The sequence below is a fragment of the Mycobacterium sp. MUNTM1 genome, from assembly GCF_054660795.1.
The window spans coordinates 30,317-43,383 of record NZ_BAAGDE010000037.1 but is presented as its reverse complement, the minus strand read 5'-3'; the positions used below and the strand labels follow the sequence as shown (position 1 = coordinate 43,383).

Below are 13,067 nucleotides of genomic sequence, written 5' to 3'. Positions count from 1 at the left end.
GGCTTTGGTCTAGCGTCATGGACCATGGCGAAGCCATTGCCGGTCAAGGCAATTGGGACGTTGCAACGCGCGGATGTCGCATTCGGTGTTCTGTTCGCATCGGCGGTGTTCGTGACCGGACTGCTCTGGGCCAAGTGGCTGCCCTATATGACCAAGGCCATGAGCGCAGGGCGCACCCATCACTGGTCCGGCCGCAACATTTTGACCGTGGGTTCGGTACACGCCGGCGACAGCCCGTCGTGGCGTGCCGCCGCGACGTTCTTCCACGCGTACTGGACATCGATTTGGCCGGCGCTGGTGGTGGCGTTGCTGATCAGCGCGTCGGTGCAAGCGTTGTTGCCGCACTCATGGCTGCCGCGAGCCTTGAACCGCCGCCATCCGATCTCGAGCGGACTGGCCGGCGGCGTGGCGGGCCTGCCGTCGATGATGTGCACGTGCTGCGCCGCGCCCGTCGCCGTGACGTTGCGACGCAACGGCGTCACTTCTCCCGCGGCCGTCGCGTACTGGCTGGGCAATCCGCTGCTGAATCCGGCGGTGATCGTCTTCCTGTCGATCGTCGCCCCCTGGCAGTGGGCGCTGACCAGAGTGGTTGTCGGTCTTGCCGCGGTGCTCGGGGTCGCGGCGTCGGTGGCGCTGGTTTCTCGCGCGGATGGCGGTCCGCTTCCGGTGACTGCGGCGATCGACGCGCCCGACGCGAGTGGGCGCGTGGGGAAGGCGGACCGGTTCGTGCGAGCGCTGCTGGGCCTGTGCGTGTTCTTATTGCCCGAGTACGCAATCCTGGTTCTCCTGGTCGGTGCGTGTCGTGGCTGGCTGCTCACACTCGCTCAGCCCGCGCACCACGACCTGCTGCGGGGCCTCATTATGGTCGTGCTCGCCGCGATCGTCGGCACTCTCCTCGTGATTCCGACAGCCGGCGAAATCCCGGTTCTGCAGGGGCTGGCGCTGCTGGGGGCGTCGTCGGGAATGCTCGGTGCGCTGTTGATCACCCTTCCCGCCGTCAGCATCCCGGGCGCGGCGATGGTCGCCCGCGGCCTCGGCTGGAAGGCCGTCGCGGTCAGCGCCACGGTCGTGATGGCCGCGGGACTCGTGGGTGCGATCATGCTCAGCCTGCTCTAACCGGGGCAATTTTTCGCGGCGCCGCGAGTACCGTCATGTCATGCCGAAGAAGCGCGAGCCCGTCGCCGATTCGCTTGCGCCGCAGTATCCGATCGAGTCGGTCGACAACGCGCTCAAGCTGTTGCTGCTGTTGGGTGAACAGCCCCAGATCCGGTTGAGCGAGGCGACCCGCTATCTGGGCGTGGCGTCGTCGACCGCGCATCGCTTGCTGGCGATGCTGGCCTACCGCGGGTTCGTCCGCCAGGACCCGATGTCCAAGGCCTACCTGCCCGGTCCGTCGTTGACCGGGGTGGCGTTCGCCATCTTCGGCCGCGTCGACGTCGCGCGATCCGCCGCACCGGTCATGCGCAGCCTCAGCGAACAACTCCGCGAAACGGTGCACGTCGGCATGCTCGACGGCGCCAGCGTCCGCTTCGTCGCCGCCGTGGAGGGGCCCGCGGCGGTGCGGGTTGCGTCGCGGCTGGGCCGCGCCATGCCGGCCCACTGCACCTCGACGGGCAAGGTCATGCTGGCCCAGTTGCCGCAACCGGAACTGCGCGCGCTGCTGCCGCGCGAGCAGCTGAAGCGCATCACCTCGCATTCGATCGGTAGCCGCACCGAGTTGGAAGCCGAGCTCGCCGGCATCCGCGAGCGCGGCTATGCCACCAACCGGGAAGAGAGCGAGGAAGGGGTGGCGTCGGTCGCCGTGCCGATCCCGACCCGCGCGCCCGGCCTGCGGCTCGCGCTCAACGCCGCGGCGCCGCAGAACCGGCTGGCGGTCTCCCGATATCCGACGGTGGCCGCCGCACTTGTGGCCGCCGCCAAGGAGATTGGCGATCAGCTCGGTTAGCCTTCGGGGAGCCGGGCCACCTCGTGGCGCCAGGCCGCCTCGGCGGTGAACGCGGGCCCCAGGTCCGGCAGGTCCTCCCAGTCCGCGTCGTCGATGTCGCGCAGGGTGCCGCCGGCCGCGCGCACCCGCAACGACATCCGGGCCAGGGCGTCGAGGCTGATCGCCTGCAGCACCGCCTGCGGCACGGTGGCCGCGCCGCTGGTGATTCCGTGCCCGCGGCAGATCACCACCGGCCGGCCGCGCATCGCCGCCACCATTTCCTTGCCCAGCCGCGAATTCCGGATCAGCACAGCGCGTTCGTAGACGGGCACACCGCCGCGCGCCAGCCAGGCGCCCGGGATGTCGTGGGCACCGTAGATCGGCCGGATCGTGATGCCCGCCAGATCGGCGGCGACCACGTTCGGGGGATGTAGGTGCGCCACGGCGACGTGCCCGGGGTCGGCCAGCATGGTCTCGACGTGGATCGGCAGTTCGTTGGGAACGTGATACCCGTCGAGTTCGCCTGGGGCTCCGGGGGTTCCGTCGAATCTGATCAGCCGGATGTCCTCGGTCCTTGTGAAGGCCACGCCGGTGTCGGCCTCGCTGCGGCAGCGCACCAGCAGGCGCTCGTCGTCGACCCGCAGGCTCACGTGGCCGAGGATGCCGTCGACCAGTCCCCGGGCCGCCGCGACGCGGCAACCCTGCGCCACCAGCGCGCGCTGCCGATCCAGGTCCCTCATCGCGGTGCGCCCAACCCGGATCCGCCGTCGGGCCGGACGGTTTCGCCGGTGATCCCGCGGGACCGCTCGGACGCCAGGAACACGTAACTCCACGCGTGATCCTCGCCGGTGAGCGCGACGTGCAGGGGAGTGCGCGCGGCGACGTCTCGCGCCCGGTCCGGGCTGTCGTCCAGGCGGGTCTCGTCGAGCCCCAGGCTGGACAGGCCGCGCAGGTCGGTGTTGAGGGTGCCGCCGGGTGCCACGCCGTTGACCCGGATGTCCGGCGCCAGTTCGTGGGCCAACGCCGAGACCAGCCCACGCACCGCGAACTTCGACGACACGTAGAGCACGCCACCGCGTCCCGGATAAAACGACGACGCGGACGCGGTCAGCACGATCGAGGCGCCCCTCCCGCGTCGCAGCGCCGGCATCGCGGCCTTCGCCGACTGCAGATGGCTCAGTACGTTGGTGCGAAACATCTCGTCGAACGCATCGGAGAGCGCGTCGGCCTCGATGTCGCCCACCCCCCGGTAGAAGTCGAAGACGCCGACACAGTTGACCAGGGTGTCCAGGCCGCCGAAGGCGTCCACCGCCGCGGCGACGGCGCGGTCGTTGGCCTCCCGGGTGGTGGCGTCACCCTCGACCACGGGCACCTGCGGCAGCTGCTGGCGCAACTCGTCGCACTTGCGCGGATCACGTTCCAGCACAGCGACGTTCGCACCCTCTGCGCCGAAGGCCGTCACCACGGCACGGCCGATTCCCGAACCGGCTCCCACGACCAGCGCGCGCTTGTCCTCCAGCCAGCCGGTCACGGCGCAGCGTCGCTCTCGTCGGGCAGCAGTGGTGCACGCGAATTGCCGACCATGGCGGCAAGCGTACGGGGATTCTGCCAGGTCAATGCCTCGACCTCCAGCGCGTCCAGGGTGATCCACTGCCCGGATCGGGGCGCGCTGATCAGCAGGCGCGACCCGTTGCGGGTGTCGACGCGGCGCACCACGACCTCGGTGAATTCGTTTGCGACGCTGATCGCTTCGCCAACCGCGCCGTCGAGCAGCCGCTGCAGTTCATCGCTCACAGGAACACCGCCAGGTTCTGCATCCGTAGCACCGACTCGTCGGCGATGATTGTGCGACGGGCCAGCTTCCAGCGATCGTCGCAGCGGCGCAACACGTCCTGGCGCCCGCAGGACATCAGGGCGCTGTCGTTGACGTCGCCCCTGCTGCGGAACAGCAGTTCGGCGGATTCGACGACCAGGTGGGCCGTGTCGTCTGAGTCGTCGGGTTCAAAGGTGCGCACGTTGGTGATGAAATGCCGCAGCCGCGACGGCGGGTCCTCGGCCCACACGTGCTCGGTGCCCATCCGCGCGACCCGCTGGCTCAACGAGTATTTGTCCTCGTCGAAATGATCCATGCCGGGAGAGGTGTCGAACCCGGCGCCGCGCGCGGTCGTGACGCGCACCGGCATGGCGTAGCGGACGTCGTCGGTCAGCGTGTCCAGCCACGCCTCGTACTGCTGGGCGTCGAGCAGGTACGCCTCGTCCACCAGGAACTGCTGCGCCTGTAGGTGACGAATGTCGTTGAACGGCAACGGCTTCCTCATGCGGGCACCCCCTGCAGGTAGTCGGCCCACATGTTCAGCAGGGCGCGCTGGTTGTGCTCGTTGTAGCCGACCTGCGCGCGTCCGGGTCCGTGGAAAGCGCTGGGGGACAAGGCCTCGATGACGGGGCGGTCGTCGGCGAGCAGACCCATCCTGCTGTTGAGCAGCAGCCGTCGCGCCATGGAACCGCCCGCGGTGGTGGTCAGCGACACCCAGTTCTCCACGTCGTCCTGTTCGAACATGCCGGTGGACCCGAAGCACATCAAATAGGCCTTGTACGAGTCCCGTTTGTACTGCGCGGGAGCGGCGGAGTCCACCGCGAACCACGAGCACACCTCGGTCTCGTTCTCGCTGATCGGCTGCCACAACCGGATCGAGATGAACGGCAGCACCTGGTCTTCGCGGTCGCGCACCTTGGGCCAGTTGTGCACGAAGCTGAGGTTCGGGAAGCATGTCGCTGCCGAGATCATGAATCCGTCCTCGCCGACCACCCGCTGCTGGCGGGGCGTCCACACGTCTTTGATCCGGCCGATCATGTCGTCGGGGTAGCCGACATAGCGCATCCGCTCGTCGAAACCACCCGGCGGAAGTTTGTAGGTGGTGCCACCGCCGCGGTGCGCCCAATAGGTGGCACCGTCCTTGCGCTTCTGAGCTTTCGGTTCGCGAAACAGCCCGATGTCGACGATCGACGCATGGGTGTGCGGGGTGTGGTACATGTCGCCGGCGAAGTTCTCCGCGCCGATTTTCCAGTTCGCCTTGATCCGCCAGCGTTGCGGCCCGCGCACCTCGACCCCGGCGGCGCTTTGTTTCGTGTAGTAATCCAGATAGAACGTGAAGTCGCCCAGGAAGTCTTCCAGCGGTTCGGCTTTCGGGTCCAGGCTGATGAACATCAGGCCGTTGTAGCTCGCGAAATTCGGTGCGGGCAAAAGGGTTTGGTTCTTGGCGAATCCCCCGTCGCCGCCGTAGGCCTCCCGGTGAAACGGCAATCCGGTGAGCCGGCCGTCGTTGCGGTAGGTCCAGCCGTGATACGGGCAGCGGAAGTTGGAGGCGTTGCCCATCTCCGCGCGGCAGACCTGCATTCCGCGATGCAGGCACATATTGAACAAGGCCCGCACCGTGCCCCGCGAATCGCGGGTGAGGATGAACGAGTCGTCGAGCACCCGGCGCACCACGTAGTCGCCGTCCTGGCCGATCTCGGATTCGTGCCCCACGAACGTCCACGCCCGGCTGAACAGCCGTTGCTTCTCCAGCGCGAACAGGTCCCGGTCGTTGTAGATGTGGGCGGGGATCATCCCCCGGCGCACGTTCTCGAAGACGTCGGCCAATTCGCCGCGATGGTCTGCCATGGCCCCTCTGCAGTTTCTCTGTCTTACAGAAATAACCTCCGCTCAGTAGAATCTCGCAGTCTTAGGCGCCGGTCAATCACCTGGCAGCCGCATCGCCAGGCTTCTACAAGAATGCTTGGTGCTAATTCACAGGTTGCACGCAATTGAAAGGCGCAAGCCCGCCACTACGGTGGGTCACAACAGCCACGCCGCGCATGTGAGTGCGAGGTAAACAACGGGTAATCGTTCGGTATTGCGGCGATTAGCCGTGATTTTTTCTGATTTTGAGGAAGGACTGGTGCCATGGTGGGTCGGCCACGAGGGGGTCGATTGCAGCAGGTCGGATCGAAGGTTCTGGCCGCTATCGGGCGCCAGGAGTGGATTGATCGACCGAGTTATCGGTTCGAACACCTGCTCAGCTTCGCCTACAACAGCCTGGGCGGCGCCCGCAACACCGTCGCCAACGCCCTCAACGGGGTCTGGCTCGGTCACCCGGTGCACCCACCGCTGGCGTCGCTGACGAGCGGCGCGCTCGGGACGACGGTGGCGCTGGACGCACTCAGCATCCTGCCCGGACAGCCGGCATCGGAGGTCGTCGACGCGTCGCGATTCGCGTCGCGGGCGCTCGGGGTGGGCATCCTGGCCAGCCTCGGCTCGGCCGTCACCGGCGTCACCGACTGGCAGCACACCCACGAGGAGGACCGCCGGGTCGGTGCGGTGCACGGCCTGGTGAATGTCGCCGCCACCGCGTTGTACATGCAGTCCTGGTGGGACCGGCGCAAGGGACGCCACGGACGCGGCATCGTGCTCACCGCACTCGGCTACGGCATCACCGTGGCCGGCAGCTACCTCGGTGGCGCGCTGGTCTTCGAGTCCGGCATCGGCATCGACCAGTCCGGCCCGCGGCTGCGCACCTCCACCTGGACGCCGGTGCTGCCCGCAAGTTCGTTGAACGGCAAGCCGGTACGGGTCGAGGTCGACGGGGTGGGCCTGGTGGTCTGCCAGACCAAGCCCGGCGAGGTCGCGGCCTACGGGGAATTCTGCCCGCACCTGGCAGCCCCGATGTCCGACGGCTGGATGGACCGCGGCCGGCTGGTCTGCCCCTGGCACGGCTCATGGTTCGCCGCCGAGTCCGGGGAAGTCGTGCGTGGCCCGGCAGCAGCGCCGCTGCCGTGCTACGAGGCCCGGTTGGTCGACGGAGTGGTCGAGGTCCGCGGTGAGCAGCAGCCCGCTCCCGGCGGCGCGGTAGGAATCGCAAAAGGAGGAGCCAATTGAACGCCTATGACGTGCTCAAGGATCACCACGTCGTAATCAAGGGCCTGGGGCGCAAGGTCAGCGAGGCGCCGGTGAATTCCGAAGAGCGGCATGCGCTTTTCGATGAAATGCTGATCGAGCTCGACATCCACTTCCGCATCGAGGACGACCTGTACTACCCGGCGCTCAAGGACGCCAGCAAGCTGATCGCGGTCGCCCACGCCGAGCACCGCCAGGTGGTCGACCAGCTATCCGTGCTGCTGAGAACCCCGCAGAGCGCGCCGGGCTACGAGGACGAGTGGAACTCCTTCAAGACCGTGCTGGAGGCGCACGCCGACGAAGAGGAGCGCGACATGATTCCCGCTCCGCCGGAGGTGAAGATCACCGACGCGGAGCTCGAGGAGCTGGGTAACAAGATGGCCGCCCGGATGGAGCAGTACCGCGGGTCGGCCGCCTACAAGATGCGCACCAAGGGACGCGCGGCGCTGGTGCGCTCTCTCTAAACCGACGACACCGCTCGCTTGCGGGATTCGGTGGACCACCGGGAGTAGCCTCACGGCACATGAGCCCCGAGTGTGTCGCCTCTCAGGGTGACATCACGGCGGAGATCGCCCGCATCGCAGCGCGATACCAGGGCGGGGCCGCTGCGGAACATGCGCAGCCGCGGCTCGACTACCCGCCGTACCGCAGCACGATCCTGCGGCATCCGAAGCAACCGCTGGTCGTTGTCGATCCCGAGGGCGTCGAACGCTGGGCGCCGTGCTTCGGTCACCAGGACGTCGACCCGCTCGACGCCGACCTGACGGCCGGCCATTCGGGCGAGCCGATCGGGGAGCGGGTCGTGGTGACCGGGCGCGTCGTCGACGAATCCGGCCGGCCGGTGCCGGGCCAACTGGTGGAGATCTGGCAAGCCAACGCGGGCGGGCGCTATCGCCACCAGCGCGACCAGCACCACGCGCCGCTCGACCCGAACTTCACCGGCGCGGGACGCTGTCTGACCGGGCCGGACGGCACCTACCGCTTCCTGACCATCAAGCCCGGCCCCTACCCGTGGCGCAACCACCACAACGCGTGGCGCCCGGCGCACATCCATTTCTCGGTCTTCGGGACGGCTTTCATCCAGCGCCTGGTCACCCAGATGTACTTCCCGGGTGACCCGATGTTCGAGCTGGACCCGATCTTCCAGTCGATCCTCGACCCCGCCGCGCGGCAACGGCTGATCGCCCGCTACGACCACGACGTCACCGAGCCGGAGTACGCGACCGGGTACCGGTGGGACATCGTGTTGGCCGGTGCCGCACGAACCCCGACCGAGGCCGCGGATGACTGAATCAGCTTGCACGCCAGGGCAAACCGTCGGCCCCTTCCTCGACCTGGGATTGCCGTATCCCGGTGACAACCAACTGGTCGACGACGGCCATCCGCGGGCCATCCGGCTGCACGGGGCGGTGTACGACGGCGCCGGCGCCGCGGTTCCGGATGCACTGGTGGAGCTGTGGCAACCCGACGGTGCGGGATGCGTGCCGCGGCAAGAAGGTTCGCTGCGCCGCGATCACACGGTATTCACCGGCTGGGGGCGCTGCGCGACCGACGCCGGAGGCAACTACTCCTTCACCACCCTGGCGCCTGGCTCCGCGACCGCCGGGCGTCCGCCGTTCTTTGCGCTCACGGTGTTCGCCCGGGGGCTGCTGAACCGGCTCTTCACCCGCGCCTACCTGCCCGGCGCCGAGTCGCACGCCGACCCGCTGCTGGCGGCGGTCGACGCCGCGCGCCGGTCCACATTGTTCTGCGTCGCCGAAAATGGCGGCGCCGCTTACAGTTTCGACATCCACCTGCAGGGACCGGCCGAGACCGTGTTCCTCGCATACTCCGAAGGCACGCAATGAGCAACCTGTTGTGGCCGGGAGACCATCGCGCCGGCGAGCACATGACCGATGGGTCTCTGCTGGGATCGATGATCGCGGTGGAATGCGCGTGGCTGGACGCGCTGGCGGCCGCCGGTCTCGCGCCCGCCCGGTGCGCCGAATCGGATCTATGGAATCTGGTCGCGCACAACGACTGTGGGTCGCTCGCGGTCACCGCCGAGGATGGCGGCAACCCGGTGATCCCCCTGGTCACGATGCTGCGGCAGCGGGCCGAACCGGGCACCGCGCCCTGGATCCACCGCGGGCTGACCAGCCAGGACGTCCTGGACACCAGCCTGATGCTGGGCGTGCGCGGGGTCGCCGACGAGTTGACAAGCCGGCTGAGACAGCAGATTTCCGCGCTGTCCGAACTCGCCACCGCACACCGGGGGACACCGATGCTGGCCCGCACCCTCACCCAGCATGCCGCGCCCACCACCTTCGGCGTCAAGGCCGCGGGCTGGCTGACCGGGATCGTCGACGCGTTCGAGCGCGTGACGGCGCTGACCACACCGATCCAGATCGGCGGCGCCGCAGGCACGTTGGCCGCGACGACGGAACTGGCCGCATTGCTCACCGGCACCGACGACCCGGCCGGTCTGTCGCTGCAGCTGACGCGAAGTGCCGCAACCGCATTGGGCCTGCAGGACCGGCCCGCGTGGCACACCACCCGCGCACCCATCACCGCGGCGGCCGACGCCTTCGTCGGCTGCACCGACGCCTGGGGCCGCATCGCCTCCGACGTCGTCACCCTGGCCCGCCCGGAGATCGCCGAGCTCGGCGAGCCGGAGGCCGCCAACCGCGGCGGCTCGTCGTCGATGCCGCACAAGCGAAACCCCGTGCTGTCCATCCTGATCCGTCGTGCGGCGATCACCGCGCCGCCGTTGGCCGCGACGCTGCACACGGCGGCGGCGCTGGCCAACGACGAGCGCCCCGACGGCGCGTGGCACGCCGAATGGGACACGCTGCGCACGCTGGCCCGCCGCACCCTCGTCGTGGGATCCCAAAGCGGCGAGCTGCTCGCCGGGCTGGCCGTGCACGCGCAGCGCATGGCCGAAAACCTGGATGCCGCAGACGTTTCGGGGGAGCAAAGGGCGATCGCCGACCTGGTGGGCAAGGAGCCGTCGCCGACGTACCTCGGCGCCGCCGACCGGTTGATCGACGAGAGCCTGGGCCGCGCGGCGCGGGCGCTCGGTCAGCGCTGATAGATGCCGGCCAGCCAGATGTGCAGCAGCGTGTCGATCACCCGGTCCTCGGGGATCGCCTGATCCTCGGCGGTGAACGTCGCGGCCATCATCCGCTCGCTCAGCATGTTGAGCGCGACGGAAAGCTCGGCGGCCGGGATGGTGTCGGGAGCCGCGCCGCGACTGCGCTCGGCCTTGATCGCGATGGTGGTGTAGGAGATCCACTTGCTCATGAGTGCCGACCACAGCTGCCGCACCTCCGGGTTGGTCGCCTTGGCCGCGGCACCCGCGACGGCGACCGCCCGGTGCGATCCGGACACCTCGAAGAACGATTCGATGCGCGCTCGCCAAGTCGCCTCGGGGTCACCGGACGACACGACGTCGAGGGCCCGCAGCGCCGTCTGCGCCTTGCTGTTCATCTGGTCCAGCAGCGACAGCAGCACCGCGTTCTTCGACCGGAAATAGAAGTAGAAGGTGGGCCGTGATATCCCAGCGCCTTTTGCTAGATCGTCGACGGAAAAGTCGGCCAGCGGCCTTTCCCGCAGTAGCCGCTCGGCGGTGGCGAGTATGGCCTGCTCGCGGTCGTCACCGGGGTAGTGCGACGCCCGCCGGCCCCTCGAGGCCTGCGGATATTTCGTTTGTGTCGGGAGGTCGGACACGCCCGCTACTGTTGGGCACGTCGATATACGTCAACAAAACTGTCGATGAAAACCAGCAATAATGTCGATTAAGAACGGCGCTTTGCTGGACGGCGACTTGACTAGTCGGCCACCGCGATCTCGATCGACAGGCACTCGCTCAGGGCGTGTGCGGCCGCCCAGTCGCCGCCACAGACGGCGCGCTCGAGTTCGTCGACCAACGGGCTGTTGGCTCCGAGGTCGGCCAGCCACGCCGCGACCGTCGCCGTGATCTGGTGTGCGGGAACGCGAGCGACGTGTCCTTTGTGGAGGCGGTCGGTCAACTGATAGATCGTCGCCGTCGGCCTGCGCTGCGGCCAATGAACTGTCCATTTCGGTGAATTCATCGTCCCCTCCCCGCTAGCCTCAACGCCTCGTCCGGCCCCGGAGGTGCGTCGCGCTCTAGGGCACAATAGTACGTCTGTACCAATGCGTTGGTCGGTATTTCCGCCGTGCAAAATCCCGTTTTTTTCAGCTTTTTGGTCATCGGATCGCCCACCTGGTCCAAATCGCGCCGATCAGTGCCGCGCCAGCGTGGCGCGGCCGCGGGCCATGATGCGTTCCAGGACGTTGTGCGACAGGTCGCCGTCGTTGGCGACCCGGGCGAGACCGCGCCGGCGCAGGAACATGTCGAGCCGTCGATCCGGCGACCAATCGGCGTAGATGGACCCGAGGTAGTGCGACTGCAGAAAATCCGACGCCAACGCATCGAGGTCGGAATCCGTCAACAACGGTGGGGTAGCACCCATAACCGGCAAGCTCCTTTGTTCTCCCCGCAACTGCCGCAGCCAAGTTTTGTCAGGGGACATAACTAAACCGTCACGCAGAGATTGCGGAACCGGCCCAAAGTAGGCAGGGGTGCAAAGGCGAAGGTCGAAGCGGTGCAGCGGTTGTCAGGCGGTCTCCGGTGCCGTCGGTTTGTGGGCGACGATGGCGACGGCGGCCAGCTGCTTGCGATGTTTGTGGAACGTGCGGCGCATGGTCAGGACCCGCTTGCGGGCGTCGCGGTGCACGAGCACGTTCCTGGCGAACCGCAGCGCACCGAAGAGCCCCTCGTCGGACACCAGCCGGCGCGGCTGCAGCAGCGCCATGGGCGCGGTCGCGACCTGATCGACCACCAATCCGTGGTCGGCGAGCAATTTCGACCACTCCGCGACCGTCAACGGACGCGCGTTCACCTTGATCGCCCGGGCGAGCGCCTGCCGGATGTCGGTCTTGACGTCCTCCGGCACGTTGTCCGGGCTGAGGGCGAGCTCGTGGATGGCGTAGCGGCCGCCCGGCCGCAGCACCCGCGCCGCCTCGGCGACGATGGCCCCCTTGGCCGCTTCGCCCTGCATGCTCAGCATCGCCTCTCCGATGACGACATCGCTGCTGGCGTCCGGCAATCCGGTGTCGGCCGCGTCCGCGACCCGGACGGCCGCATTGTGCGCACCGAGATCGCCGAGCACGCCGCGCACCACGTTGGCCGCGTCCGGGTCGCCCTCGGCGCCGACGTACGACCTCGGACCCTGGGCCACGATCTGGGTGGCGGTGCGGCCCAGGCCGGGTGCCAGCTCGACGACGTCGGCCCCGCTCAGCTTCGCGTGCGACAGCAGCGTGCGGGTCAGCTCGACACCGCCGGGGCGCAGCACGCGCTTGCCGAGTCGCGCCAGCAGCCAGTGGCCGGCGACCGCGTCGTCGGCGCGGCTCGAGGACGGTAGCGGTAGTTCGGAACCTGCTCGTTGTCCTGGCATCAGATCTCCTGCCGCGCAGAGCTTTCCAGTGGTTCCAGGGCCAGCTGCAGATGTCCGAGCTGGCGCGCCGGGGGCGGGGTGTCGATGAGTTTACCGATCCGGATCCGCCAGACGGTGGGGCCTTGGTCGAGATACTCCCAGTCGTAGCCGCCCGGATAGTCGGCCTCGAATTCGTCGTGCAGGTGCTTGGGGTCGTGGTTGTTGACCAGAACGAACGATTCGCCGACCTGCAGCGCGGTGTAGGTCGCGAAGATCGTCGGGTGCTTGTCCGGCTTGCGCAACCGGCGTACGTCAAGTTCGTTGGCGACCATGGCTTCTCCGACCTTTGCGCTAGTTTCTACAAGTGTGGTTGTGTAAACTCTAACGCATGACCTACGTGATCGGGAAGCCATGCATCGATGTGATGGACCGCGCTTGCGTCGACGAGTGCCCGGTGGATTGCATTTACGAAGGCGGTCGGGCGCTCTACATTCATCCCGACGAATGCGTCGATTGCGGCGCGTGTGAACCGGTGTGTCCGGTGGAAGCGATTTACTACGAAGATGACCTGCCTGAGGACCTCAAGCCCTACCTGGCCGACAATGAGGCGTTCTTCGCTGAAACGCTGCCGGGTCGCGACGCCCCCCTGGGGTCCCCGGGTGGGGCCGGCAAGGTCGGGCCGCTCGGTGTCGACACACCTCTGGTGGCGGGCCAGCCCAGTGCCACCCATTCGGACGGGGCGTGAGGGACTAGAAGCGGGAGGGGCCCTGTG

General features: G+C 68.0%; 18 protein-coding genes. 8 read left to right on the top strand and 10 right to left on the bottom strand.

The window, feature by feature from the left end; all coding sequences use genetic code 11:
- Nucleotides 1-24 precede the first annotated feature (24 nt).
- Both ACYQ8K_RS20020 and ACYQ8K_RS20015 read left to right on the top strand, forming a co-directional pair.
- Nucleotides 25-1,116, top strand: coding sequence for a permease (locus ACYQ8K_RS20020; protein WP_459971692.1), 1,092 nt, complete (start codon nt 25-27; stop codon nt 1,114-1,116).
- A 40-nt stretch (nt 1,117-1,156) separates the two neighbouring features.
- Entirely contained in the window at nt 1,157-1,945 is a 789-nt protein-coding gene (locus ACYQ8K_RS20015) for an IclR family transcriptional regulator (protein ID WP_459971690.1), read from the top strand.
- Here ACYQ8K_RS20015 and ACYQ8K_RS20010 read toward each other — a convergent pair.
- From ACYQ8K_RS20010 to ACYQ8K_RS19990, 5 genes are read right to left on the bottom strand one after another with little or no spacing between them, the layout of a single operon-like run.
- Nucleotides 1,942-2,664, bottom strand: a complete 723-nt coding sequence (locus ACYQ8K_RS20010; protein ID WP_459971689.1) for a class II aldolase/adducin family protein — start codon at nt 2,662-2,664, stop codon at nt 1,942-1,944. The genes ACYQ8K_RS20015 and ACYQ8K_RS20010 overlap by 4 nt on opposite strands.
- A complete protein-coding gene (gene hcaB / locus ACYQ8K_RS20005) occupies nt 2,661-3,455 on the bottom strand; it encodes a 3-(cis-5,6-dihydroxycyclohexa-1,3-dien-1-yl)propanoate dehydrogenase (RefSeq protein ID WP_459971687.1) in 795 nt (264 codons plus the stop codon). Before hcaB ends, ACYQ8K_RS20010 begins: the two co-directional genes overlap by 4 nt.
- A complete protein-coding gene (locus tag ACYQ8K_RS20000) occupies nt 3,452-3,718 on the bottom strand; it encodes a dihydrodiol dehydrogenase (RefSeq protein WP_459971685.1) in 267 nt (88 codons plus the stop codon). Before ACYQ8K_RS20000 ends, hcaB begins: the two co-directional genes overlap by 4 nt.
- On the bottom strand, nt 3,715-4,242 hold the full coding sequence (locus tag ACYQ8K_RS19995) for a 3-phenylpropionate/cinnamic acid dioxygenase subunit beta (protein WP_459971683.1): 528 nt from the start codon (nt 4,240-4,242) through the stop codon (nt 3,715-3,717). The genes ACYQ8K_RS20000 and ACYQ8K_RS19995 overlap by 4 nt, the downstream gene beginning before the upstream one ends.
- Nucleotides 4,239-5,585, bottom strand: a complete 1,347-nt coding sequence (locus ACYQ8K_RS19990) for an aromatic ring-hydroxylating dioxygenase subunit alpha (protein ID WP_459971681.1) — start codon at nt 5,583-5,585, stop codon at nt 4,239-4,241. The genes ACYQ8K_RS19995 and ACYQ8K_RS19990 overlap by 4 nt, the downstream gene beginning before the upstream one ends.
- A 282-nt stretch (nt 5,586-5,867) precedes the next feature.
- Here ACYQ8K_RS19990 and ACYQ8K_RS19985 point away from each other — a divergent pair, with 282 nt between their 5' ends.
- The 5 genes from ACYQ8K_RS19985 to ACYQ8K_RS19965 are packed head-to-tail and all read left to right on the top strand — an operon-like array spanning nt 5,868 to nt 9,927.
- Nucleotides 5,868-6,839, top strand: coding sequence for a Rieske (2Fe-2S) protein (locus ACYQ8K_RS19985; protein WP_459971679.1), 972 nt, complete (start codon nt 5,868-5,870; stop codon nt 6,837-6,839).
- Nucleotides 6,836-7,321, top strand: a complete 486-nt coding sequence (locus ACYQ8K_RS19980; protein WP_459971677.1) for a hemerythrin domain-containing protein — start codon at nt 6,836-6,838, stop codon at nt 7,319-7,321. The genes ACYQ8K_RS19985 and ACYQ8K_RS19980 overlap by 4 nt, the downstream gene beginning before the upstream one ends.
- Nucleotides 7,322-7,380: 59 nt before the next feature.
- Nucleotides 7,381-8,148: a protocatechuate 3,4-dioxygenase subunit beta gene (pcaH, locus tag ACYQ8K_RS19975; RefSeq protein ID WP_459971675.1), complete on the top strand. Its 768-nt coding sequence runs from the start codon at nt 7,381-7,383 to the stop codon at nt 8,146-8,148.
- The gene (pcaG, locus tag ACYQ8K_RS19970) at nt 8,141-8,704 is read left to right on the top strand and encodes a protocatechuate 3,4-dioxygenase subunit alpha (RefSeq protein ID WP_459971674.1); all 564 of its coding nucleotides are present in this window, start codon (nt 8,141-8,143) and stop codon (nt 8,702-8,704) included. The genes pcaH and pcaG overlap by 8 nt, the downstream gene beginning before the upstream one ends.
- A complete protein-coding gene (locus tag ACYQ8K_RS19965; protein ID WP_459971672.1) occupies nt 8,701-9,927 on the top strand; it encodes a lyase family protein in 1,227 nt (408 codons plus the stop codon). Before pcaG ends, ACYQ8K_RS19965 begins: the two co-directional genes overlap by 4 nt.
- Here ACYQ8K_RS19965 and ACYQ8K_RS19960 read toward each other — a convergent pair.
- The 5 genes from ACYQ8K_RS19960 to ACYQ8K_RS19940 form a co-directional block, all read right to left on the bottom strand.
- Nucleotides 9,918-10,565, bottom strand: coding sequence for a TetR/AcrR family transcriptional regulator (locus ACYQ8K_RS19960; protein ID WP_459971670.1), 648 nt, complete (start codon nt 10,563-10,565; stop codon nt 9,918-9,920). The two genes, ACYQ8K_RS19965 and ACYQ8K_RS19960, sit on opposite strands and share 10 nt — an antisense overlap.
- Nucleotides 10,566-10,666: 101 nt before the next feature.
- On the bottom strand, nt 10,667-10,930 hold the full coding sequence (locus ACYQ8K_RS19955; RefSeq protein WP_459971668.1) for a hypothetical protein: 264 nt from the start codon (nt 10,928-10,930) through the stop codon (nt 10,667-10,669).
- Nucleotides 10,931-11,101: 171 nt separating this feature from the next.
- Nucleotides 11,102-11,311 (bottom strand): hypothetical protein, encoded by a 210-nt coding sequence (locus ACYQ8K_RS19950; protein WP_171975051.1) that lies wholly within the window; start codon nt 11,309-11,311, stop codon nt 11,102-11,104.
- Between the two features lie 165 nt (nt 11,312-11,476).
- Nucleotides 11,477-12,316, bottom strand: a complete 840-nt coding sequence (locus ACYQ8K_RS19945; protein ID WP_459971667.1) for a class I SAM-dependent methyltransferase — start codon at nt 12,314-12,316, stop codon at nt 11,477-11,479.
- Nucleotides 12,316-12,627, bottom strand: a complete 312-nt coding sequence (locus ACYQ8K_RS19940) for a DUF2249 domain-containing protein (protein ID WP_459971665.1) — start codon at nt 12,625-12,627, stop codon at nt 12,316-12,318. The genes ACYQ8K_RS19945 and ACYQ8K_RS19940 overlap by 1 nt, the downstream gene beginning before the upstream one ends.
- 56 nt (nt 12,628-12,683) lie before the next feature.
- Here ACYQ8K_RS19940 and fdxA point away from each other — a divergent pair, with 56 nt between their 5' ends.
- Entirely contained in the window at nt 12,684-13,040 is a 357-nt protein-coding gene (fdxA, locus tag ACYQ8K_RS19935) for a ferredoxin (protein ID WP_065026742.1), read from the top strand.
- Nucleotides 13,041-13,067: the final 27 nt, after the last annotated feature.

What these genes read in the sequence shown, in the direction of transcription:
- ACYQ8K_RS20010 (WP_459971689.1), bottom strand. Translation starts at nt 2,664, where the DNA reads ATGAGGGACCTGGATCGGCAGCGCGCGCTGGTGGCGCAGGGTTGCCGC.
- ACYQ8K_RS20015 (WP_459971690.1), top strand. Translation starts at nt 1,157, where the DNA reads ATGCCGAAGAAGCGCGAGCCCGTCGCCGATTCGCTTGCGCCGCAGTAT.
- fdxA (WP_065026742.1), top strand. Translation starts at nt 12,684, where the DNA reads ATGACCTACGTGATCGGGAAGCCATGCATCGATGTGATGGACCGCGCT.
- ACYQ8K_RS19995 (WP_459971683.1), bottom strand. Translation starts at nt 4,242, where the DNA reads ATGAGGAAGCCGTTGCCGTTCAACGACATTCGTCACCTACAGGCGCAG.
- ACYQ8K_RS19940 (WP_459971665.1), bottom strand. Translation starts at nt 12,627, where the DNA reads ATGGTCGCCAACGAACTTGACGTACGCCGGTTGCGCAAGCCGGACAAG.
- ACYQ8K_RS19990 (WP_459971681.1), bottom strand. Translation starts at nt 5,585, where the DNA reads ATGGCAGACCATCGCGGCGAATTGGCCGACGTCTTCGAGAACGTGCGC.
- ACYQ8K_RS19965 (WP_459971672.1), top strand. Translation starts at nt 8,701, where the DNA reads ATGAGCAACCTGTTGTGGCCGGGAGACCATCGCGCCGGCGAGCACATG.
- ACYQ8K_RS19955 (WP_459971668.1), bottom strand. Translation starts at nt 10,930, where the DNA reads ATGAATTCACCGAAATGGACAGTTCATTGGCCGCAGCGCAGGCCGACG.
- ACYQ8K_RS20020 (WP_459971692.1), top strand. Translation starts at nt 25, where the DNA reads ATGGCGAAGCCATTGCCGGTCAAGGCAATTGGGACGTTGCAACGCGCG.
- pcaH (WP_459971675.1), top strand. Translation starts at nt 7,381, where the DNA reads ATGAGCCCCGAGTGTGTCGCCTCTCAGGGTGACATCACGGCGGAGATC.
- ACYQ8K_RS19945 (WP_459971667.1), bottom strand. Translation starts at nt 12,316, where the DNA reads ATGCCAGGACAACGAGCAGGTTCCGAACTACCGCTACCGTCCTCGAGC.
- ACYQ8K_RS19985 (WP_459971679.1), top strand. Translation starts at nt 5,868, where the DNA reads ATGGTGGGTCGGCCACGAGGGGGTCGATTGCAGCAGGTCGGATCGAAG.
- pcaG (WP_459971674.1), top strand. Translation starts at nt 8,141, where the DNA reads ATGACTGAATCAGCTTGCACGCCAGGGCAAACCGTCGGCCCCTTCCTC.